This window comes from Streptomyces sp. NBC_01717 (assembly GCF_036248255.1).
Classification (GTDB): domain Bacteria; phylum Actinomycetota; class Actinomycetes; order Streptomycetales; family Streptomycetaceae; genus Streptomyces.
The window spans coordinates 2,152,227-2,173,123 of record NZ_CP109178.1 but is presented as its reverse complement, the minus strand read 5'-3'; the positions used below and the strand labels follow the sequence as shown (position 1 = coordinate 2,173,123).

The following is a 20,897-nucleotide window of genomic DNA, read 5'->3' as shown; positions in this document are numbered from 1 at the left end:
CCGGTCCGCCGGGCGTCCTTCCCGTGGGGGGTGGGGTCGCCCGGCGGACCTCTTTTTTCCCGATGACCCGTTTTCGTACGGCCCGTGCGGTGGACAATAAGGGCATGAGTCAGCAGGGGGAGAGGCCCGCCGCCCACGAGGACGACTGGTGGCGCAGGCTGTACGACGAAACCGCCGCGGACGCCGGGTCGACCAACGCGGCCGACAGTCTCGACGACCGCTTCGACTCGGCCTCGGACGCGGTGGGTCCGGCGGGGCGGGGCGGGCCCGGTCGTGATGACGGGGACGGCGGGACGGACGCGGCCGTGCCCGATCCTCGGACGCCGCCCGCGCCACCTGTACGGGAGCGTGCGCCATGGGAGCCGCCGGCGGAGGCCGAGCGCGCCCCGTGGGAGCCACCGAGCGGCGCCGCACAGCCACGAACCCTCGCCGTACCACCGGCTCCTGCGTCGCCGCTCGTCGATGCGCCGCCCCCGGTCCCGCCGCCCGGCGCCGAGCGGCCGGGGATCGTCGATGGACCGCCACCCGTCCCGGCCCCGCCACCCGTCCCGGCCCCGCCACCCGTCCCGGCCCCGCCTCCGCCCGAGCACGTGCCGCCTCTGCCGAGGCGGCCGGTCGCCGAGCGGGCCGAGGCCCCGGATGACCCCGCACCCGCAGGGGCGACCGATTCCGGCTCCGGCCCCGCCCCGGCTGCTCCCGGCCCCACATCCCGCCCCGGACTCATGTATGTAGGGGACCGGCCGCCCACCTACGACGCAGAGCCCACCGCCCTGCCCGCCACCACCCCCCAGGAACTCGACGGGCTCGTCGCCGACACCGTGCTCGACGGAGCCAGGTACGGCACGTACACCCTGCGTGCCGCCTCGGTGCGAGGGGACTCCGCGCGGTTCCGCGGCGAGCCCCGGCGCGACGCCCTGCTCACCGTGCGCTTCGGCGCCGCCGAGAACGCTCTCGTGCTCATCGCCGTCGCCAGCGGCGCCCGCGCCGCCGAGGGCGCCCATCTCGCGGCCGCCGACGCCTGCCGCTGGATCGGCGGTGCTGTCGGCCGCAGCCACGCCCGCCTCGCCGAGGACATAAGGGCAGGCCGCCGGGCCGACCTCAAGTCCGGTCTGCAGCGCCTCACCGACCGCAGTTACGGCAGGCTCCGCGCCCGCGCCGCCGAGTTGGGGCTCGAACCGCACGAGTACACCGCGGGCCTGCGCTGCCTGCTCCTGTCGGCCGACCCCGACTGCCGCACCCGGGTCTTCTTCGGAGTGGGCGGCGGCGGGCTCTTCCGGCTGCGCGACGGCGTCTGGCGGGACCTCGAACCGGACGTTCCGGCGCCCGGGGCCGTCACCGGGGAGCCCGTCGTCGGTTTCGGATCCGCGTCCCCCGAGAGCGGGCCCCACGGCGACCGGCTGACCATGGACCTGGGGATCACGACGCCCCCGTCCCCGTACATCGAGAGCCCGCCCCCGCCACCGGCGGAGCCCTTCCGGTTCCGCGCCTCGGTGGCCCGACCGGGGGACACGCTGCTGCTCTGCAGCACCGGGCTGGCCGAGCCGTTGCGCGGCGAGCCCGCCCTCGCCGACGAGCTCGCCGAACGCTGGACGCCCCCGGAACCGCCCGGCCTGGCGGCCTTCCTCGCGGACACCCAGCTCAGGGTGAAGGGGTACGCCGACGACCGCACGAGTGTCGGCGTCTGGGAGGCGTAACCGTGCGGGCCATGGGTTGATGGATTCCTAGCGCGCTGCCGGCGCGGAGAGGATACGCACCCATGGCCAAGCAGAACGTGTCGGAGCAGTTCGTCGACATTCTCGTCCGGGCGGGCGTCAAGAGGCTCTACGGCGTCGTCGGCGACAGCCTCAACCCGGTCGTCGACGCCATCCGCCGCAACTCCGCCATCGAGTGGATCCAGGTCAGGCACGAGGAGACCGCCGCGTTCGCCGCCGGTGCCGAGGCCCAGATCACCGGCTCCCTCGCCGCCTGCGCGGGCTCCTGCGGCCCCGGCAATCTGCACCTCATCAACGGCCTCTACGACGCCCACCGTTCCATGGCTCCCGTCCTCGCCCTCGCCTCGCACATCCCTTCGAGCGAGATCGGTCTCGGCTACTTCCAGGAGACGCATCCGGATCTGCTCTTCCAGGAGTGCAGCCACTACAACGAGATGATCTCCAACCCGCAGCAGATGCCACGGCTGCTCCAGACGGCGATTCAGCACGCGATCGGCCGAGGCGGCGTCAGCGTCGTCTCGATGCCGGGTGACATCGCCTCCCAGCCGGCGCCGGAGAAGTCGATCGAGCATGCCCTGGTCACCTCGCGGCCGACGGTACGGCCCGGCGACGAGGAGATCGAGAAGCTCTGCCGGATGGTCGACGAGGCGAAACGGGTGACCCTCTTCTGCGGCAGCGGCACCGCGGGCGCCCACGCCGAGGTCATGGAGTTCGCCGAGCGGGTGAAGGCCCCGGTCGGGCACGCGTTGCGGGGCAAGGAGTGGATCCAGTACGACAACCCGTACGACGTCGGCATGAGCGGACTGCTCGGCTACGGCGCCGCGTACGAGGCGACCCATGAGTGCGATCTGCTGGTCCTGCTCGGCACCGACTTCCCGTACAACGCCTTCCTGCCCACCGATGTGAAGATCGTCCAGGTCGATGTACGCCCCGAGAACCTGGGCCGCCGCTCCAAGCTGGATCTGGCGGTGTGGGGCGATGTCCGCGAGACGCTGCGCTGTCTGACGCCGCGGGTGAAGGCCAAGACCGACCGGAAATTCCTCGACCGGATGCTGAAGAAGCACGCCGAGGCGCTGGAGGGCGTGGTCAAGGCGTACACCCGCAAGGTCGAGAAGCACATCCCGATCCACCCGGAGTACGTCGCCTCGGTGCTCGACGAACTCGCCGACGACGATGCCGTGTTCACCGTCGACACCGGGATGTGCAACGTCTGGGCGGCCCGCTATCTGTCGCCGAACGGAAAGCGCCGGGTGATCGGTTCGTTCAGTCACGGCTCGATGGCCAACGCGCTGCCGCAGGCCATCGGCGCCCAGTTCGTCGACCGGAACCGGCAGGTCGTGTCGATGTCCGGCGACGGCGGATTCACCATGTTGATGGGCGACTTCCTGACCCTCGTCCAGTACGACCTGCCGGTGAAGGTGGTCCTGTTCAACAACTCCTCCCTGTCCATGGTGGAGTTGGAGATGCTGGTCGCCGGTCTGCCGTCGTTCGGTACGACCAACAAGAACCCGGACTTCGCCGCGATCGCACGGGCCGCCGGGGCGTACGGCGTACGGGTCGAGAAGCCCAAGCAGCTCGAAGGCGCCCTCAAGGACGCCTTCAAGCAGAAGGGCCCGGCCCTGATCGACGTCGTCACCGACCCCAACGCGCTCTCCATCCCGCCGAGGATCAGCGCGGAGATGGTGACCGGGTTCGCGCTCTCCGCCAGCAAGATCGTGCTGGACGGAGGTGTGGGCCGGATGCTTCAGATGGCCCGCTCCAACCTGCGGAACATGCCCCGCCCCTGAGAGCCTGTCGGGTGACCTCCGATCGAAGGTCACCCGACAGGCTCTGAGCCGGTCCGGGGCGGGGCGGTCGCTCAGGCCGGGGTCAGCCGTAGCGTCAGGATCTGGAACGGCCGCAGCGCGACCACGAGACCGTGCTCATCGGCCGTCGCCTCGTGCAGGGGCCGCTCCAGCAGGTCGGTGATCTGCGCCTGTACGACGGGGAAGCCGACCTGGAGCGTCGTCGTGGCGCGGCCGCCCGCCGACTCGTACAGCCGCACGATCACATCGCCGCTGCGGTCCTCGGCCAGCTTCACCGACTCCACGGTCACCGCGGGATGACCGGTGGTGATCAGCGACGGCACCACCGGGGCCACCGCCGCCCGCAGTGGCAGATTGAGCGCGAGCCCCGCGCGGACCGCGTCCGTGACCTCCGCGCCGGGCGCCAGTGCGTACCGGAACCGGTGCGTGCCGAGGTCGGTCTCCGGGTCCGGGCTGTGCGGGGCGCGCAGCAGCGTCAGCCGTACGGTCGTGGCGAGACCCGACTCGTGCGGGGTCCGGGTCACATCGTGCCCGTACGTCGAGTCGTTGAGCACCGCGATCCCGTATCCCGGCTCGGCCACCCGCAGCCAGCGGTGCGCACAGATTTCGAAACGGGCCGCGTCCCAGCCGGTGTTGTCGTGAGTGGCCCGGTGGACGTGGCCGAACTGGATCTCTGCCGTGGACCGTTCGGCATGCACATCGAGCGGGAAGGCCGCCTTGAGGACCTTCTCCGACTCCTGCCAGTCCACCTCGGTCTCGATGTCGACCTGTCGGCTGCCCGCGGCCAGCCGGATCTCCTGCACGATCCGGGACTTGCCGAACGTCCGCACCACACGCACTGCCGTCCGCAGCGGCCCTTCCTCGACCAGCTCGACCGATTCGGCATCGGTCAGATCGGTGCGGGAGCGGCGGTAGTGCCGGTCGATGTCCCAGGCGTCCCAGTGGTTGGGGTGATCAGGGTGCAGCTGAAGGAGGTTCGCCCGGTGGCCGGGGGCGACGACCTCGCGGTGCGCGTCGAGATCGCGGACGGCCGCGATCAGACCGTCGCGGTCGACGGTGACCCGCAGGAGCCCGTTGTCGAGGACGAACCCGTCGTCCGCCGTGCGGCTCGTCACCGCCTCCCGCTCCGGCACCGCCGATCCGTCGAGCAGCCCCGCGCCCAGTCCCGGCGACCGGGCGAACACCGCAGTACGCCACTCGTCCAGCGGCTGCACCTGTGCACCGGACGGCAGCACCGCGCTCGCTTCCGCGTCGAGCTCGATCACCTGACTTCGGTCGTACGGGGAGGAGTTCAGTGCGACGAGTCCATCCGCCGCGCCCAGCTCCGTCACCGCCTCCGCCACCAGGTCCGCCAGCTCCGCCCGCACCTGTTCGTACGTGTCTCGGGCCTCGCGGTGCACCCACGCGATCGACGAGCCCGGCAGGATGTCATGGAACTGATGCAGCAGGACCGTCTTCCACACCCGGTCCAGTGTCTCGTACGGATACGCGTATCCGGGCGCCCGCAGGGCCGCCGCAGTCGCCCACAACTCGGCCTCGCGCAACAGGTGTTCACTGCGCCGGTTGCCCTGCTTGGTCTTGGCCTGGGTGGTGTACGTCGCCCGGTGCAGCTCCAGGTACAGCTCGCCGGACCAGACCGGCGCCTGCTCCGCGTACTCTTCCTCGGCCGCCGCGAAGAATGCCGACGGCTTCTCGATCTCGACCCGCGGCGAACCCTCCAGATCCCGCAGCCTGCGCGCCTTCTCCAGCATCTCCCGGGTCGGACCGCCCCCGCCGTCACCCCAGCCGAACGGCACCAGGGACCGGGTCGCCCGCCCCTTGTCCGCGAAGTTCTTTTCCGCATGGGCGAGTTGACGTGCGTGAAAGTTCGCGTTGTACGTGTCGACGGGCGGGAAGTGGGTGAAGACACGGGTCCCGTCGATGCCCTCCCACCAGAAGGTGTGATGCGGCATCTTGTTCGTCTGGTTCCAGGACAGCTTCTGCGTCAGGAACCACTTCACCCCCGCCAGCCGTGCCAGCTGCGGGAAAGCAGCTGTGTAGCCGAAGGAGTCCGGCAGCCAGATCTCCTGCGTCTCCACCCCCAACTCCTGCTCGAAGAATCGCTTCCCGTGCACGATCTGCCGTGCCAGCGCCTCGCCGCCCGGCATGTTCGCATCGGACTCCACCCACATCGAGCCGACAGGCGCCCACTGCCCGTCCGCCACCGCCCGCTTGATCCGCTCCCAGATGTGCGGCTGGTGATCACGCACCCAGGCGTACTGCTGGGCCTGCGAACACGCGAAGACCAGCTCCGGATAGTCCTGGGCGAGCGCGGTGACGTTGGCGAACGTACGCGAGGCCTTCCGTACCGTCTCGCGCAGCGGCCACAGCCACGCGGAGTCGATGTGCGCATGGCCGGCCGCCGAGATCCGGTGTGCGCTCGCCGACGCCGGGCGGGACAGGGCCCCGGCCAGCTCGGCGCGGCCCGCGGCCGCCGTGCCCGCCACGTCGTGCAGGTCCAGGGCGTCGAGCATCCGCTCCAGCGCCCGCAGGATCTCGTGGCGCCGCGACCGGTCGGCGGGCAGCTCGTGCATCAGCTCGGACAGCACCTCGATGTCCAGGACGAGATGCCAGACCTCCTCGTCCAGCACGGCTAGGTCCGCGGAGGCGAACCTGTAGAGCGGCCGGTCGCCCGCCGTCAGGATGTCACCGAGGGGAGTCGGCTCGAAGCCGTGCTCCAGGACGGCCGGGTTGGCCGCCGCCTCCAGCAGCAGGGAGACCGGCTCACCACCCGCAGCCGAAGCCGAGACGGTCAGATGGCGATTGTGCGGATGGATGCCCTTGAGCGGTACGCCCTCGGCGTCGTAGAGCATCCCCTCGGCCTGGAAGCCGGGGCCCTGACCGGAGAAACCAGGATCCACCACCACCTCGACATGGCGTCCCGCCCATGCCTCGGGCACCGTGCCCTCCAGCCGGAACCAGCTGGTCGACCAGGGGCTGCCCCACTCGGTTCCGGTCGTGAAGGGCTCGTACGTCCCCTTCATGGCCTCCGCCACCGGCACCGGCTCGCCCGGGGCATGCCACACCGAGAGACCGAGCGGGGACCGGTCCGCGTACTGGGCGGGGCGGATGAATTGGTGGAGAGCCCGCTCCAGGCGGCCCTCCACCAGCGTGCGGTCGTCGTGCATCACGGCTCCTCGGGGTCGGCAGCTGCGGGGTGCTCATGGCACCACTTCCCCGGCGACGCGCGGGGCACCCCTGGTGCGGGTCCGTGACGGACGACGTAGCCCGGTGGGCACCGGAGGCGTACGCACTCGGTGCGCGGGTGCAGGCGCGGCGACGGTTCAGCGCAGTCGCAGTGTGCCGGGCGCGGTCCGTTCCTCGATGATCTCCACCAGTTGGTCGAAGAGCGTCGGACCGTGTCCGGCCAGTGCCTCGTCCAGATTCCGCTGGAGGGCCGGCCGGTTGGTGGGGTGCGCCCGGCCGAGCAGTCGGCGCACGTGGCGTGCGGTCTCCTCGTGGCCCAGGGCGCGTGCGGAGCTTGCGTGGTCGCGCCACTCGATGACGAAGTCGCCGTCGTCCGGTGTCCCCATGCCGCCGCTCAGGCAGTCCGCGAAGGCGTCGAGGTTGCGGCCGAAGTAGCCACCAGAACCGTTCACCGCCTCGCCGATCATCTGCCAGAACCGTTCCAGTCCGGTGACTTCGGAGCCGTCGATCACATAGGTCACGGTCATGGGCGCAGGGTACAAGGCACCGCCGTCTCGTCGGTCCGGTGATCCGCGCCGCAGGTGGGGGGCTACGGCGCGGACCGGTCCGGAGGGTGCTGCCGGTGGATCCTCAGCAGCCGTAGTCGACGAGGTCGAACGTGACGTAGTGGTCGGCGGTGTAGTAGTCCTCCTGGCTCTGCTCACCTGTGACGATGCGTCGCGCGCCGCGGGTCGGCGAGCCCGGGGTGATCACCGTGTACTCGTGGTAGTAGCCGGTGTTCCGGCTGGGCAGCACGCCTTCCCGGTTCTGGAAGACGATGCCGTCCTGCGAGTAGGGGTAGGGGCCGCCCGCCTCGATGAGATCGAGCGTGTCGTGTGCCTGGGACGGCAGGTCCGAGTAGCAGATGCTGCCGACCGATGTGGTGGCGGCGGTGGCGGACGCCGTGATCGGGCCGCCGACGAAGAGGACGGACAGGAGGGCGGCGACACCGCCGAGCGTCGTGATCCGTGGGGGGATTCGCATGCCCACCATGATGACGCGCGTAGACATGTCCTCGTCAACGCCAACCCGTGTGAATTTTTTGGAAGTTAACCGCGGCGACGGGAATGTGTCGGCCGTGTTTCCGAGGGCGGGAGGGCTGCCCCGTCCCCATATGTGCTTATTGATGAGTCGACAAGCGTGACGCGCCGCGTGCGGGGCATGCATCCCGGGAAGGTGTTCGACGAGAAGGGGGTGATTCACTGTGCACGCGGGGGAAACGATGGAGCGTCAGCAGCTGATTCGAATGCACCGCAGACTGGCTCATACCGGTCTGGCGGACATCTCCGAAGTGCGCTGTGCGCTGCGGGAATTCCTACGATACCGATGGCGCGAGGAGTCGGCCGAAGTGGCGGAGCTCCTGCTGAGCGAACTGGTGACGAACGCTCTGGTCCATACGCGGCACGGCGCGGTCGTCACGGTGACCGTGGCGCCGGCGACGCTGCGGGTCGAGGTGCGGGATTTCGTATCCGGACTGCCCATGTCGTGCGTACCGGACGCCGACGACGGTACGCACGGCAGGGGGCTGATCCTGGTGCGGAATCTCGCGGACGCCTGGGGCGTGAAGGCGCACGCGTTGGGCAAGGTCGTCTGGTTCGAACTGGACGGCGGAAGGCCCTGAGGATCCTGGCGGTCCGGACGAGCCGGATGCCGGACGGGGCCTTCCGCCTTGAGCCGCACGGACATTGACCGTCCGGGTCCCGCGGAGCACGGTCTCGATCAGCCGAACTGCTGCTCCAGGTCCTTGAGTTTCCGCTCCAGCGAGTCGAGCCGGGGCAGGGCCTGGGTGTCGTCCTCGGCGGTGAGGTCGACGGTCCTCGGATCACTTGTGCCGCGGTCCGGGGAGCCCTTCGAGCTCGCGCCGTTCACGGCTTGCAGGGATGGTCTGAGTCGCAGAGGCAGCTGCCCCGGCTCCGGTACGGCGGGTTCCACGACGGACTGTGCGGAGCCCGCCACCGGGGCGATGGCCGATACGTCGATCTGGGCATCGCCCCGGCCGGTCCGGCCCCAGGCCCGGTTCTGCCGGTTCAGGGCCTTGATGTGGGCCCGGTCCAGCTTCTCCTGGTCCCTCCTGCGGAGACGGTTCTGCTCCTTCTCCCGCCGGTCCTCGCGTACCTCGTCGACTGCTTCGTCCAACGTGCGTACGCCCTCAAGCAGCATCAACGACCAGGCACCGAAGGTCTCCCGGGGTGCGCGCAGCCACCGTACGATCCGGATCTGCGGCAGTGGGCGGGGCACCAGGCCCTGTTCGCGCAGCGCGGCCCGGCGGGTCTGTTTCAGTGCCCGGTCGAAGAGCACCGCCGCGGACAGCGACATCCCCGCGAAGAAGTGCGGGGCACCCGCGTGGTCCATGCCGCGCGGCGCGTGCACCCAGTTGAACCAGGCGGCCGCACCCGCGAACGTCCACACCAGCAGCCGGGAGCCGAGCGCCGCGTCACCGTGGCTGGCCTCGCGCACGGCGAGCACGGAGCAGAACATCGCCGCCCCGTCGAGCCCGAACGGGACGAGGTACTCCCAGCCTCCGGAGAGGCTGAGGTTCTGTCGGCCGAAGCCGACGAGTCCATGGAAGGAGAGCGCGGCGGCGACTGCCGCGCAGCAGAACAGCAGCACGTACGAGGCGGTGGCGTAAAGCGCCTCCTTGCGCCTGCGTCGGTCCTCGCTGCGTTCCCAGCTGTCGTCGGCCGCGGACTTGTCAGCGGCGCGCTTGCCACGCGCGACCATCGCCACCGCCGCCATGACCCCCACCAGCAGGACTGCGCCCGGAAGTAGCCAGTTCAGCGATATGTCGGTCAGTCTCATGCGCGGTCCCTTGCATCGCGTTAGGGGTTTCGGGCGCCATAGTGGCGGAAATCCCTTCGGGCTCAGGGGGTTTCGGGGCAAGAGAATGCCATTGGGGTGGCGGGCCGTACGGATGGACTGAAACTCCTCGAACGCCCGTCTGTGGCAACCGAGTTGTGTTCGAATTTCGCCAGCTGTGCGGGCGGCACGGATCAGGCGGGCGTCAGCTTCCGTACCCGGTCGGTGTCGCACGTGCGCGGGCAGGTGACGCAGGTGTCCTCGGGCCGCAGCGTGTAGAAGAGGCAGCAGCTGGCCCGGTCGCGGGTGGGCAGCGACTCGCCGTTCGGCCCGGTCAGTTCGCGGAAGCCCGCCGTGCCGACATACGGCTTGGTGGTACCCGGCAGGAGCGCCTCCAGCTCGGTCATCGCCCGCCGTTCCTCGCCGAGCAGATGGGCGATGTACCAGAGGCCCTCGACGATCTCGTCCGTCGCCATGCCCCACAGGGCCCGCTTGCCGCGGCGCATCCGGGGGCCGAAGCCGTCGAGCACCGGACCGATGTGTTCGGCCACCGCGGCCAGCACCTCGGCCCGCAGTGCCGCCTCGTCCGCCACCACCCTGGCCCCCGGCAGCGCGGCCGCCGGATCGTCCGGCAGGCAGGCGAACTCCCTTACGCGCACGGTGAGATGGCCCAGGGCCCGCTGGAACGACACATCCTCGACGGGGATCCGCGGCACCCGCCGGTGCAGGAACCACGGCACTGTCACCAGCAGACACGCCGGCCAGGCGTAGCGGTGCAGGCCGAAGCTGGCGACCACATCGGGCCGCGCCGGCTGCCCGTAGTCCCGCAGCACCTGCGCGTTGTCCCAGGCGAGAAACGTGTCCAGGGCGGCGCCGCCGGTCGCGAGCTCGTGGGCGCCCACCCAGCCGACACCGGACGGAGTCGGTTCGCCGTCCCCGAGAACCTCGGCACGCAGCCCGGGGAAGACCTCGGCCAGGCGGATGTACGCGTCCGACACGGCGGACGTCGTTGTGCCGGGAAGCAGGGTGGGGAGGGTCATGCAGGGACCACCGAATCGCGATCGTTTGCAGGTTAGCCTTACCTTACCCGAAGAGATCGATGTTTGAACTGCGCCCTCCTCCGCCTATCGTGCACAGGAGGCATGGCGCAGGCGGGGCCGGCCCGGAGCAGGCCGAGGAGGTCGGAGTGGAGCAGGGCAGAGCGCATCAGCAGGTGCGTCCGCCGTACACGTCCACCGCATCCGCGGCCCCCCAGTCGGCCGCGGCCCCCGACCGGGTGCCGGGGCAGGCGCGCGCCCCGCGGGCGCGGGACGAGCAGCAACCCGTTGCGCAGTCACCCGGTGAACAGCCATGCGGCGAGCAGGCCCGCGGGGAGCACACCCACTGCGAGTCGCCCGTGCCCCGCGTCGTGGTGCAGCGGCACTCCGTACGCGGGCAGATCCTGGACGCACTGCGCGCCGCCCTCGTCGACGGTGAGCTGCTGCCGGGCCAGGTCTACTCCGCCCCGGTGCTCGGCGCCCGCTTCGGTGTCTCGGCGACACCGGTCCGTGAGGCGATGCAGCAGCTCGCCATCGAAGGTGCCGTGGAGGTCGTCCCGAACCGGGGCTTCCGGGTCGCCGAGCGAGGCCCGCACGAGCTGGCCGAGCTGGCCGAGGTGCGCGCCCTGATCGAGGTCCCCGTCATGCTGCGGCTGGCCCGCACCGTGGACCAGGCCCGCTGGACCGCCCTGCGCCCGCTGGCCGATGCCACGGTCGCGGCCGCCGCGGTGGGCGACCGGGCCAGCTACGCGGAGTCCGACCGGGCCTTCCACCGAGCGGTCCTCGCGCTCTCCGGCAACCAGCAACTCGTGATGGTCGCCGACGACCTGCACCGCCGCTCCCAGTGGCCCCTGGGGCACAACCCGGCCACCCGCCGGGCCGACCTCCTCGCCGACGCCGTGGAACACACCGCGCTGCTCGACGCGCTGATCGCCGAGGACCTGCCCGTCGTGCAGTCGCTGGTACGCGAACACTTCGCCGGCGCGGACCGCTGACCTGCCTCGTCCGGGCTGCCGCCACATCCACGGACCGCTGTGGATACTCTGTGCCTCTCATCGCATGATCGTTTTCGAGGGGCGGGGATGATACGGAACCGAGGGCCTCGGTCGGCGTCCGCGTTGTTGGTGGTGCTGGTACTGGCGGCGGCGGGCTGCTCCGAGTCCGGCAAGTCCACCCGGAAGCCTCCCGGGAAGCCCGCTCCCGCGACGCCGTCGCCGAGCGCGAGCCCCACCCGTACACCCGCCGATTCCGCCGCGCCTTCGCCGACGCCCTCCGCGAGCCCGTCCGCCTCCGCCGCGGTCGCCGTCTCCGTGCCGCCGACGAGGAAGCCCGCACCGCCGAAATCCCCCGTCACGCCGCCCCGGCGCGACGGCGGCGGGCAGAACGGAAAACCCGCCGCCGCGGTCCCGCAGAACCCGAACCGCGGCCCGACCCCGCCACCCGCGCCACCGCGTCCGACGCCGACCCCCGAGTGGAGCGACGCGGGCCGGCAGCCGGGCGACTCGGTCGAGGGCCGTGCCTGACGGTCCTCCGTGGCGGCCCGTGCTCAGTTGGCCTCGGCCGTCCCCGCGGCGGGCGGGTCCAGGTGCGGGGCCAGCCAGGTGGGGACACCGCCCAGGAGGCGGAAGAGCCGGCCCGCCTCGGCGCGCAGCCGCGCAGCCGCCTCCGGTTCCGGTTCGGTGTCCGCCAGGGCGATGAGGGCCGGGGCCGTGCCGACCAGGTAGCCCAGCTCCTCCCTTATCCGCAGCGACTCGGCGAACCCGTGCCGGGCCTCGGCCATTTCGCCCTCGCGCAGCGAGAGCAGCGCGAGATGGCGCCAGGTGGAGGAGAGCAGCAGCTCGTCGCCCTGGGCCGTGGCCCCGGCGTGCGCCCTGCGGTAGGCGGCGCGGGCGGCCTGCGGCGAATCGGCGATGTTCTGTGCGATCAGGCCCCGGCGGAAGTCGAGCAGCGGGCGCGCCGGGGCGGCGGGGGAGAGCAGCGCCGCGGACCGGCTCAGCGCGACCCGGGCCTCGTCGGCCCGGTCCCGTACCCCGAGAAGCGTCGACGCGTACGCCAGGTGACCCCGTTCACAAGCCGCGGCCCCTCGCTCGGCGTCGTCGTGGGCGAGGGCCTCGGCGGTGCGCAGGGCGTCCTCGGCTTCGGTCCAGCCCTGGCCGGTGTACAGGCACCGCTCGGTCAGCAGCGCCGTCCGCTGGAGCGCCGCGGCCGGATCGGCGGCGGCGTCGTGCTCGAGCAGAGCGGCGGCATCCGTCCAGCAGGCGCGTGACCGCAGCCGCCATACCGCTGTCTGGAGCGGCGGATCGTCATCTGCTGTCGTTCCGGAACCAGACATGGCGGTATGCGCCACATTGCCCTCCCCGAGCACGCCATTGAGCTGTTGAGTCTGGCGGCATCTCAGCACGGAATGGCACGCCGGGCCAAGGGGTCAGGTGAATGAATTCACAATCGGTCGGTCGCGGGCAGGGCTGTGGTAGGTCCGCCGAGTCAGCTCATACGCAGGGCCAGGAAGAAATCGAGCTTGTCCTCCAGGCGGGAAAGGTCACGCCCCGTCAACTGCTCGATTCGCCCGACCCGGTAGCGCAAAGTGTTGACGTGCAGGTGCAGCCGGGCCGCGCATCGGGTCCACGAACCGTCGCAGTCCAGGAACGCTTCCAGCGTGGGGATGAGTTCGGCGCGGTGGCGGCGGTCGTAGTCGCGCAGCGGGTCGAGCAGCCGTGCGGTGAACGCACGGCGCACATCGTCGGGGACGAACGGCAGCAGCAGGACGTGCGAGGCCAACTCGTGGTGACCGGCCGCGCAGACCCGGCCCGGACGGGCCGCCGCCACCCGGCGGGCGTGCCGGGCCTCCTCCAGTGCGCCGCGCAGACCCTCGGGGGAGTGCACGGCGGCGCTGACACCCAGTGTCAGGCGGCCGTCGTCGGCGAGGCCCGCGGACAGTGGTTCGCGGACGGCGGCGAGCAGTGCGTCGGCGTGCAGCGCCGGGTCGTCCTTGGCCGTCGTCGCGCCGCCTGTGTCGTCGGCCTCCGCCAGGTCCGTGGCGTCGGCGGGCGATGCGGCGCGAGCGGGCAGCGGTACGAGGGCGATGGCCTCGTCGCCGGTGTGCGCGACCGCGATCCGGTCGGCGGAGTCGGGGCCGGTGACCGCCGGGTCGACGAGGATCTCCTCCAGCAGTGCCTGGGCCACCGGGCCGCCCGCGATGCCGGATGTGACCGGCCCGCCCGTGGGGCCCGGCGCACCCTCCGCGCCCCACTCGACCCGGGCCACCACGACCTGCCAGTGCGGCGCGGTACCCAGGCCGGGCAGCAGGACCGGGGCGGCGACCCGCAGCCTGGCCGCGATCTCGGTGGGTGCGGCGCCCGTCTGGACCAGTTCCAGGACTTCCTGGGCGAGCCTGCGGCGTACCGTACGGGCCGCGTCGCGCCGGTCCCGTTCCACCGCGATCAGCTGGGTGACGCCCTGGAGCAGATCCAGCCGGGCGGTCGGCCAGTCGCTCGCGTCGGCCTCGACGGCGAGCAGCCAGTCGGAGAGCACCGACTCGCGGACGTCGCGGGAGGCGGGGGCCGCGCCCCGGCTGGTGTTGCGGATCGGGAACAGCGAATACGTGACGCCGTCGACCGTGGCCCGGTGCGGACCCCGGCGGCCGGTGCGGGTGGCGGCCAGATGGTGGCCCGCCAGCGTCGAGCCCACCTGCCCGGGCAGCGGCGCACCGGCGCCCGCGATCTGCCGGCCGGTGGGGGAGAGCACCCAGGCGTGCAGGTCGAGGTCGGAGCCGAGCAGGTCGAGGACCACCTCGGGGCCGCCACCGGCCGGACCCGAGGTCATCAGCCTGCGGTGCCGGTCGACGACCGCCGCCAGATCGCCCGCCCGCTCGCCTGAGACCTGACGCACCACGTACTCGGTGATCGTTGCGAATGCGACGGTCTCGTGGACGGCGAAGAGCGGCAGGTGATGCCGCTCGCACGCCTCGATCAGATCGCTCGGGATCTCGCCGAGCTCCGCCTCGCCGGCCGCGAGCCCGGCGACCCCGGCGCCCGCGAGGATCCGTACGAACGGTTCCGAGTCCGCCTCGTCCCGGCGCCAGGCCAGGCCGGTCAGGACCAGCTCGCCGCCGGTCAGATAGCGGCTCGGGTCCCGCAGGTCGGTGGTCATGACGCCGCGGACGGACCGGTCGAGCTCGTGCTCGCCGCCGAGCAGCCGCAGACCCAGCGCATCGGTTTCCAGCAGTGCGCGCAGCCGCATGTCGTTGCCGCCGATCTCTTTCGTTGATGCGGGTGAAAACTGGGTATTGCGGTGAGGTTACTGAGCCCCGCCATTCGTTCGAATCTACAAGACGAGGACGGAGACCAGCCAACTCCTTCATGGTTTCGGTGACTGCACCGCGTGGAGTCCCGGTTGTGTACTGGGCCACACACCGCGTTAACAGCACATGAACAAGCCAATCGAGGGTCGGCCGTCCCCAGCCCCAGCGAACGACCCGATTGAGAAGAAGAGAGCCACTCATGGACTTCCTTCGCCCCGCCAGCTGGGAGGAGGCGCTCGCCGCCAAGGCCGAGCACCCGACGGCTGTGCCCATCGCGGGCGGTACCGATGTGATGGTCGAGATCAACTTCGACCACCGGCGGCCCGAGTACCTCCTGGACCTGAACCGCATCGGTGAGCTGTCCGAGTGGGAGGTGGGCCAGGAGGACGTGCGGCTCGGCGCCTCCGTGCCGTACAGCCACATCATGGAGCACCTGCGGGCCGAGCTGCCCGGTCTGGCGCTCGCATCGCACACCGTCGCTTCCCCGCAGATCCGCAACCGCGGCGGTGTCGGCGGCAACCTCGGCACCGCGTCGCCCGCCGGTGACGCGCACCCGGCGCTGCTCGCCGCGGGCGCCGAGGTCGAGGCCGAGTCCGTGCGCGGCACCCGGATGATCCCGATCGACGCCTTCTACACCGGCGTCAAGCGCAACGCCCTCGAACCGGACGAGCTGATCCGGGCCGTGCACATCAAGAAGGCCGACGGGCCACAGCAGTACTCGAAGGTCGGCACCCGCAACGCGATGGTCATCGCCGTCTGTGCCTTCGGCCTCGCCCTGCACCCCGAGACCCGCACGGTCCGTACCGGCATCGGCTCCGCGGCCCCGACACCCGTCCGGGCGAAGGAGGCGGAGGAATTCCTGAACGCCGCGCTCGAAGAGGGCGGGTTCTGGGACAGCCGCACCATCATCACGCCGTCCATCGCCGCGCAGTTCGCCATGCTCGCCGCCGGCGCCTGCAACCCGATCGACGATGTGCGCGGCACCGCGAGCTACCGCAGGCACGCGGTGGGAATCATGGCCCGCCGCACCCTCGGCTGGACCTGGGAGTCGTACCGCGGCAACGGCCGCAGCACCGAAGGAGCTGCCTGATCATGCGCGTGAATTTCACGGTCAACGGCCGTAAGCACGAGGCCGACGACGTCTGGGAGGGCGAGTCCCTCCTCTACGTGCTGCGCGAGCGGATGGGCCTGCCCGGTTCCAAGAACGCCTGCGAGCAGGGCGAGTGCGGCTCCTGCACGGTCCGCCTCGACGGCGTCCCCGTCTGCTCCTGCCTGGTCGCCGCGGGCCAGGTGGAGGGCCGCGAGGTCGTCACCGTGGAGGGCCTCGCCGACTTCGCCGCCCACCGGTCGGAGGCACACCCCGGCCGCGGCTGCGCCTCCGGCGCCTGCGGCACCTCGCTCGACCAGGCCCGCCGGTGGGAGGCCAAGCCGGCCGCCGAACAGTCCCGCAACACCGGCGAACTCTCCCCGATCCAGCAGGCGTTCATCGACGCCGGCGCCGTCCAGTGCGGCTTCTGCACCCCCGGCCTGCTGGTCGCCGCCGACGAGTTGCTGGAACGCAACCCGGATCCGTCCGACGCGGACATCCGCGAGGCGCTCTCCGGCAACCTCTGCCGCTGCACCGGCTACGAGACGATCCTCGACGCGGTCCGCCTCGCGGCCGCCCGCGCGGAAGAGACGGTGTGACGATGGGCGTTACCGGCTCCCCCACGAACATCCACCAGGGCACTCGCACCAAGGGCGGCATCGGCGAGTCCACGCTCCGCCCCGACGGCATCCTGAAGGTCACCGGTGAATTCGCGTACTCCTCGGACATGTGGCACGAGGACATGCTCTGGGGCCACACGCTGCGCTCCACGGTGGCGCACGCAGAGATCGTCTCGATCGACATCTCCCAGGCCCTCGCCACCCCCGGCGTCCACGCCGTACTCACCTACGACGACCTGCCGACCTCGGTGAAGAACTACGGCCTGGAGATCCAGGACACCCCGGTCCTCGCCCACGGCAAGGTCCGTCACCACGGCGAACCGGTGGCGCTCGTCGCCGCAGACCACCCGGAGACGGCCCGCCGCGCCGCCGCGAAGATCAGGATCGACTACCGCGAGCTGCCCGTCATCACCGACGAGGCGTCCGCCACCGCCCCCGACGCGATCCTCGTCCACGAGGGACGCGACGACCACCACGCCGGGCACGTCCCGCACCCGAACATCGTCCATCGCCAGCCCATCGTCCGCGGCGACGCGGACGCGGCAGCGGCCCGCGCCGACGTCATCGTCAGCGGCGAGTACGTCTTCGGCATGCAGGACCAGGCCTTCCTCGGTCCCGAGTCCGGCCTGGCGGTCCCCGCCGAGGACGGCGGCGTCGATCTGTACGTCGCCACGCAGTGGCTGCACTCCGACCTCCGCCAGATCGCCCCCGTCCTGGGCCTGCCCGAGGACAAGGTCCGCATGACGCTCTCCGGCGTCGGCGGCGCCTTCGGCGGCCGCGAGGACCTGTCGATGCAGATCCACGCCTGCCTGCTGGCGCTCCGCACCGGCAAGCCGGTCAAGATCGTCTATAACCGGTTCGAGTCCTTCTTCGGACACGTCCACCGCCACCCCGCGAAGCTCTGGTACGAGCACGGCGCCACCCGCGACGGCAAGCTCACCCACATGAAGTGCCGCATCGTGCTGGACGGCGGCGCCTACGCCTCCGCCTCCCCGGCCGTCGTCGGCAACGCCTCCTCGCTCTCCGTCGGCCCGTACGTCATCGACGACGTCGACATCGAAGCGATCGCGCTCTACACCAACAACCCGCCGTGCGGCGCCATGCGCGGCTTCGGCGCGGTCCAGGCGTGCTTCGCCTACGAGGCGCAGATGGACAAGCTCGCCGCCGAACTGGGCATGGACCCCGTCGAGTTCAGGCAGCTCAACGCCATGGAGCAGGGCTCCCTCCTGCCGACCGGGCAGGTCGTCGACTCGCCGGCCCCGGTCGCCGAGCTGCTGCGCCGGGTCAAGGCCCGGCCGCTGCCGCCCGAGCGCCAGTGGGAGGTCGCCGGTGAGCAGGCCGACGTGCGGGCCCTGCCCGGCGGTCTGTCGAACACCACCCACGGCGAAGGCGTCGTACGCGGCATCGGCTACGCGGTCGGCCTCAAGAACGTCGGCTTCTCCGAGGGCTTCGACGACTACTCCACCGCCCGGGTCCGGATGGAGGTCGTCGGCGGCGTACCGGTCGCCACCGTGCACACGGCGATGGCGGAGGTCGGGCAGGGCGGCGTCACCGTCCACGCCCAGATCGCCCGCACCGAGCTCGGCGTCGCCCAGGTCACCATCCAACCGGCCGACACCCGGGTCGGCTCGGCCGGATCCACCTCCGCATCCCGGCAGACCTACGTCACCGGCGGCGCCGTGAAGCACTCCTGCGAAGCCGTCCGCGAGAAGGTCCTGGAGATCGGCCGCCGCAAGTTCGGTTCGTACCACCCTGCCTGGGCCACCGCCGATCTGCTCCTCGAAGGCGGCAAGGTCGTCACCGACGGCGGCGAGGTGCTGGCCGATCTGGTCGACGTACTGGAGGACGAGGCGGTCGACATCGAGCTGGAGTGGCGCCACCGGCCCACCGAGGCGTTCGACCTGCGCACCGGACAGGGCAACGGACACGTCCAGTACTCGTTCGCCGCGCACCGCGCGGTCGTCGAGGTCGACACCGAGCTCGGCCTGGTCAAGGTCATCGAACTGGCCTGCGCCCAGGACGTCGGCAAGGCGCTCAACCCGCTGTCCGTCGTCGGCCAGATCCAGGGCGGCACCACCCAGGGACTGGGGGTCGCCGTCATGGAGGAGATCATCGTCGACCCGAAGACCGCGAAGGTGCGCAACCCGTCCTTCACGGACTACCTGATCCCCACCATCCTCGACACGCCGACCATCCCGGTCGATGTGCTCGAACTCGCCGACGACCACGCCCCGTACGGGCTCCGTGGCATCGGCGAGGCCCCGACCCTGTCGTCGACCCCGGCCGTCCTCGCGGCGATCCGGAACGCGACGGGCCTGGAGCTGAACAGGACGCCGGTGCGCCCCGAGCACCTCACCGGCACCTGAGAGCCTGTCGGGTGACCTGACCGGGCGGCCACGCCCTGGCGCGCACGCTTCCGGCGTTGCCGAAATACCCTGGTAGCTCCGCTACGAGGACATCTCGGCGCCTTGGAATCGCACGCACCATGCCGCGTCCGCTCTCCGATCGAAGGTCACCCGACAGGCTCTGAGAGCGGCTCCCGCCGAACTCTCCGGGCGGTGCGTGCCTTCCAGGAACGTCACACTTCCGCCGCCGGCACCGCCCGGAGACCCGGGGTACCGCACCGCTCGCGGTCCTCGGCAACACCCAGCAGTACCCGCAGTACCGCTGTGCCGGAAACACCCGCACCACCGAGCAGTACCCGAACATCCACTCTGCATGAACAGTTCGTCTCGGGCCGTCCCCCGGGTCGTGCAGCCAAGCAGTCATCCCAAATCCCGCATTCCGAGTCTCCATCGCGGGTGCCCCTGTGAACCTTGGGAGTCAGGCATCATGACCCAGCAGTCAGTGGAGCCCAGGACCATCGCGGAGGAGGCGGGCCCCGGCTCGCGCATCCCCGCCGGCAGATCCTGGCTCGACCGGTACTTTCACATATCCGAGCGTGGATCGACCGTCGCGCGCGAAGTGCGCGGCGGCGTCACGACCTTCATGGCCATGGCGTACATCCTGCTGCTCAATCCGCTCATCCTCGGCGGCAAGGACGTCGAAGGACATCTGCTCAGCCAGCCGGGACTGATCACCGCCACCGCGCTCGCCGCGGCCGCGACCACCCTGCTGATGGGCTTCGTCGGCAAGGTGCCGCTGGCGCTCGCCGCCGGTCTCAGCGTCTCCGGCGTTCTCGCGTCGCAGGTCGCCCCCGCCATGACCTGGCCGCAGGCCATGGGTATGTGCGTGATGTACGGCCTGGTGATCTGCCTCCTGGTGGTGACCGGCCTGCGTGAGCTGATCATGAACGCGATCCCGCTCCCGCTGAAGCACGGCATCACCATGGGTATCGGGCTCTTCATCGCCCTGATCGGCCTGTACAAGGCCGGGTTCGTCGGCAAGGGCTCGCCGACCGGACCGCCCGTCACGCTCGGCATCAACGGCGAGCTCGCAGGCTGGCCCGTCCTGATCTTCTGCGTCACCCTCCTGATGATCTTCATGCTGCAGGCCCGCGCCGTCCCCGGCGCGATCCTGATCGGCATCGTCGTCGGCACCGTGATCGCGGTCGTCGTCCACAAGGCGGCCGGTCTCGACGCCAAGGCATGGAACATGTCGCCACCGGAACTGGGCGGCAGTGCGGTCTCCGCCCCGGACTTCTCCCTCTTCGGGAAGGTCGAATTCGGCGGCTGGGGCGACGTCGGTGCGATGACCGTCGGCTTCATCGTCTTCACCCTGGTGCTGGCCGGCTTCTTCGACGCGATGGCCACCATCATCGGTGTCGGTACGGAGGCCGGGCTGGCCGACGACAAGGGCCGGATGCCGGGCCTGTCCAAGGCGCTGTTCATCGACGGCGCAGGCGGTGCGATCGGCGGTGTCGCGGGCGGCTCCGGCCAGACCGTGTTCGTCGAGTCGGCGACCGGCGTCGGCGAAGGCGCACGGACCGGCCTCGCCTCCGTGGTCACCGGCCTGTTCTTCGCGGCCTGCCTCTTCTTCACCCCGCTCACCGCGATCGTGCCGCCCCAGGTCGCCTCCGCGGCCCTGGTCGTCATCGGCGCGATGATGATGCAGAACGCCAAGCACGTCGACTGGAGCGACCGCGCGATCGCCGTTCCGGTCTTCCTCACCGTCGTGCTGATGCCGTTCACGTACAGCATCACCCCGGGCGTCGCCGCCGGTGTGATCTCCTATGTCGCGATCAAGGTGGCACAGGGCAAGATCCGTGAGATCGGCGGTTTCATGTGGGGCCTGACGGTGATCTTCGTCGTCTACTTCGCTCTGCATCCGATCGAAAGCTGGCTGGGCGTCAACTGACCCCCGACCCTGAACACCA

At 71.0% G+C, this 20,897-nt stretch carries 16 protein-coding genes; 9 read left to right on the top strand and 7 right to left on the bottom strand.

What is annotated here, in order from left to right; genetic code table 11:
* The first annotated feature begins 104 nt into the window (after window positions 1–104).
* Together OHB49_RS09940 and OHB49_RS09935 are read left to right on the top strand one after the other, a co-directional pair.
* Window positions 105–1,694: a protein phosphatase 2C domain-containing protein gene (locus OHB49_RS09940; protein WP_329159563.1), complete on the top strand. Its 1,590-nt coding sequence runs from the start codon at window positions 105–107 to the stop codon at window positions 1,692–1,694.
* 62 nt (window positions 1,695–1,756) lie between these two features.
* On the top strand, window positions 1,757–3,499 hold the full coding sequence (locus tag OHB49_RS09935; protein ID WP_329159562.1) for a pyruvate dehydrogenase: 1,743 nt from the start codon (window positions 1,757–1,759) through the stop codon (window positions 3,497–3,499).
* A gap of 71 nt (window positions 3,500–3,570) precedes the next feature.
* Here the strand turns inward: OHB49_RS09935 and OHB49_RS09930 are convergent, their stop codons facing one another.
* From OHB49_RS09930 to OHB49_RS09920, 3 genes are all read right to left on the bottom strand, one after another.
* Entirely contained in the window at window positions 3,571–6,684 is a 3,114-nt protein-coding gene (locus tag OHB49_RS09930; RefSeq protein ID WP_329159560.1) for an alpha-mannosidase, read from the bottom strand.
* A gap of 156 nt (window positions 6,685–6,840) precedes the next feature.
* Window positions 6,841–7,230, bottom strand: a complete 390-nt coding sequence (locus tag OHB49_RS09925) for a barstar family protein (RefSeq protein WP_329159558.1) — start codon at window positions 7,228–7,230, stop codon at window positions 6,841–6,843.
* Between the two features lie 103 nt (window positions 7,231–7,333).
* Complete coding sequence (locus OHB49_RS09920; RefSeq protein ID WP_030978267.1) at window positions 7,334–7,726, bottom strand: ribonuclease domain-containing protein; 393 nt, start codon at window positions 7,724–7,726, stop codon at window positions 7,334–7,336.
* Window positions 7,727–7,988: 262 nt separating this feature from the next.
* Between OHB49_RS09920 and OHB49_RS09915 the strand changes: the two genes are divergently transcribed.
* Window positions 7,989–8,363: an ATP-binding protein gene (locus tag OHB49_RS09915; RefSeq protein WP_329159556.1), complete on the top strand. Its 375-nt coding sequence runs from the start codon at window positions 7,989–7,991 to the stop codon at window positions 8,361–8,363.
* A 98-nt stretch (window positions 8,364–8,461) separates the two neighbouring features.
* Here OHB49_RS09915 and OHB49_RS09910 read toward each other — a convergent pair whose 3' ends face one another.
* Both OHB49_RS09910 and OHB49_RS09905 read right to left on the bottom strand, forming a co-directional pair.
* Window positions 8,462–9,541 carry a DUF2637 domain-containing protein gene (locus tag OHB49_RS09910; protein ID WP_329159554.1) on the bottom strand — a complete coding sequence of 360 codons (1,080 nt, stop codon included), beginning with the start codon at window positions 9,539–9,541 and terminating at the stop codon, window positions 8,462–8,464.
* A gap of 191 nt (window positions 9,542–9,732) precedes the next feature.
* Window positions 9,733–10,578 (bottom strand): (2Fe-2S)-binding protein, encoded by an 846-nt coding sequence (locus OHB49_RS09905; protein WP_329159552.1) that lies wholly within the window; start codon window positions 10,576–10,578, stop codon window positions 9,733–9,735.
* Window positions 10,579–10,724: 146 nt separating this feature from the next.
* Between OHB49_RS09905 and OHB49_RS09900 the strand changes: the two genes are divergently transcribed.
* Window positions 10,725–11,570: a GntR family transcriptional regulator gene (locus OHB49_RS09900; protein ID WP_329159550.1), complete on the top strand. Its 846-nt coding sequence runs from the start codon at window positions 10,725–10,727 to the stop codon at window positions 11,568–11,570.
* An 87-nt stretch (window positions 11,571–11,657) separates the two neighbouring features.
* A complete protein-coding gene (locus tag OHB49_RS09895; RefSeq protein ID WP_329159549.1) occupies window positions 11,658–12,098 on the top strand; it encodes a hypothetical protein in 441 nt (146 codons plus the stop codon).
* 23 nt (window positions 12,099–12,121) lie between these two features.
* Here the strand turns inward: OHB49_RS09895 and OHB49_RS09890 are convergent, their stop codons facing one another.
* Both OHB49_RS09890 and OHB49_RS09885 read right to left on the bottom strand, forming a co-directional pair.
* On the bottom strand, window positions 12,122–12,907 hold the full coding sequence (locus OHB49_RS09890) for a hypothetical protein (RefSeq protein ID WP_030978257.1): 786 nt from the start codon (window positions 12,905–12,907) through the stop codon (window positions 12,122–12,124).
* Between the two features lie 152 nt (window positions 12,908–13,059).
* Window positions 13,060–14,814 carry a PucR family transcriptional regulator ligand-binding domain-containing protein gene (locus OHB49_RS09885; protein WP_329159547.1) on the bottom strand — a complete coding sequence of 585 codons (1,755 nt, stop codon included), beginning with the start codon at window positions 14,812–14,814 and terminating at the stop codon, window positions 13,060–13,062.
* A 260-nt stretch (window positions 14,815–15,074) separates the two neighbouring features.
* Here OHB49_RS09885 and OHB49_RS09880 point away from each other — a divergent pair, with 260 nt between their 5' ends.
* From OHB49_RS09880 to OHB49_RS09865, 4 genes are all read left to right on the top strand, one after another.
* Window positions 15,075–15,965, top strand: coding sequence for an FAD binding domain-containing protein (locus OHB49_RS09880; RefSeq protein ID WP_329159545.1), 891 nt, complete (start codon window positions 15,075–15,077; stop codon window positions 15,963–15,965).
* A 2-nt stretch (window positions 15,966–15,967) separates the two neighbouring features.
* Entirely contained in the window at window positions 15,968–16,561 is a 594-nt protein-coding gene (locus OHB49_RS09875; protein WP_329159543.1) for a (2Fe-2S)-binding protein, read from the top strand.
* A 2-nt stretch (window positions 16,562–16,563) separates the two neighbouring features.
* Window positions 16,564–18,948, top strand: coding sequence for a xanthine dehydrogenase subunit D (gene pucD / locus OHB49_RS09870; RefSeq protein ID WP_030978241.1), 2,385 nt, complete (start codon window positions 16,564–16,566; stop codon window positions 18,946–18,948).
* A 466-nt stretch (window positions 18,949–19,414) separates the two neighbouring features.
* Window positions 19,415–20,878, top strand: a complete 1,464-nt coding sequence (locus tag OHB49_RS09865; RefSeq protein WP_030917021.1) for an NCS2 family permease — start codon at window positions 19,415–19,417, stop codon at window positions 20,876–20,878.
* The last annotated feature ends 19 nt before the right edge of the window (window positions 20,879–20,897 follow it).

Coding starts and splice junctions, on each gene's coding strand:
- OHB49_RS09940 (WP_329159563.1), top strand. CDS start 105: ATGAGTCAGCAGGGGGAGAGGCCCGCCGCCCACGAGGACGACTGGTGG.
- OHB49_RS09935 (WP_329159562.1), top strand. CDS start 1,757: ATGGCCAAGCAGAACGTGTCGGAGCAGTTCGTCGACATTCTCGTCCGG.
- OHB49_RS09930 (WP_329159560.1), bottom strand. CDS start 6,684: ATGCACGACGACCGCACGCTGGTGGAGGGCCGCCTGGAGCGGGCTCTC.
- OHB49_RS09925 (WP_329159558.1), bottom strand. CDS start 7,230: ATGACCGTGACCTATGTGATCGACGGCTCCGAAGTCACCGGACTGGAA.
- OHB49_RS09920 (WP_030978267.1), bottom strand. CDS start 7,726: ATGCGAATCCCCCCACGGATCACGACGCTCGGCGGTGTCGCCGCCCTC.
- OHB49_RS09915 (WP_329159556.1), top strand. CDS start 7,989: ATGCACCGCAGACTGGCTCATACCGGTCTGGCGGACATCTCCGAAGTG.
- OHB49_RS09910 (WP_329159554.1), bottom strand. CDS start 9,541: ATGAGACTGACCGACATATCGCTGAACTGGCTACTTCCGGGCGCAGTC.
- OHB49_RS09905 (WP_329159552.1), bottom strand. CDS start 10,578: ATGACCCTCCCCACCCTGCTTCCCGGCACAACGACGTCCGCCGTGTCG.
- OHB49_RS09895 (WP_329159549.1), top strand. CDS start 11,658: ATGATACGGAACCGAGGGCCTCGGTCGGCGTCCGCGTTGTTGGTGGTG.
- OHB49_RS09890 (WP_030978257.1), bottom strand. CDS start 12,907: ATGTCTGGTTCCGGAACGACAGCAGATGACGATCCGCCGCTCCAGACA.
- OHB49_RS09885 (WP_329159547.1), bottom strand. CDS start 14,814: ATGCGGCTGCGCGCACTGCTGGAAACCGATGCGCTGGGTCTGCGGCTG.
- OHB49_RS09880 (WP_329159545.1), top strand. CDS start 15,075: ATGGACTTCCTTCGCCCCGCCAGCTGGGAGGAGGCGCTCGCCGCCAAG.
- OHB49_RS09875 (WP_329159543.1), top strand. CDS start 15,968: ATGCGCGTGAATTTCACGGTCAACGGCCGTAAGCACGAGGCCGACGAC.
- pucD (WP_030978241.1), top strand. CDS start 16,564: ATGGGCGTTACCGGCTCCCCCACGAACATCCACCAGGGCACTCGCACC.
- OHB49_RS09865 (WP_030917021.1), top strand. CDS start 19,415: ATGACCCAGCAGTCAGTGGAGCCCAGGACCATCGCGGAGGAGGCGGGC.